The following is a 201-nucleotide window of genomic DNA, read 5'->3' as shown; positions in this document are numbered from 1 at the left end:
GTGATCAACACCGCACCCGCACCATCCCACGACGGCACGTCGTCGACTGCCTCACCCGCGATACGCGCAAGGTCCGTCTCCGGCAGCCGCGACAGCCTGGGCACCAGCACCGCACCACCACGGACCGCGACCTCGGACTCACCCGACACCACCGCCGCGACCGCCGCGTCCACATCGGCCGACGCATCCGAGTTCAGGTCG

The 201-nt window shown here is 70.6% G+C and carries 1 protein-coding gene; it reads right to left on the bottom strand.

All coding sequences use genetic code 11. From position 1 onward, the window contains the following. Positions 1-201, bottom strand: a 201-nt coding sequence (locus HO151_RS06985; RefSeq protein WP_217422799.1) for a hypothetical protein, incomplete at both ends; no start/stop codon positions are given.

It is taken from the genome of Streptomyces sp. 8P21H-1, from assembly GCF_013302945.1.
This window is presented reverse-complemented; position numbering and strand designations above follow the sequence as displayed.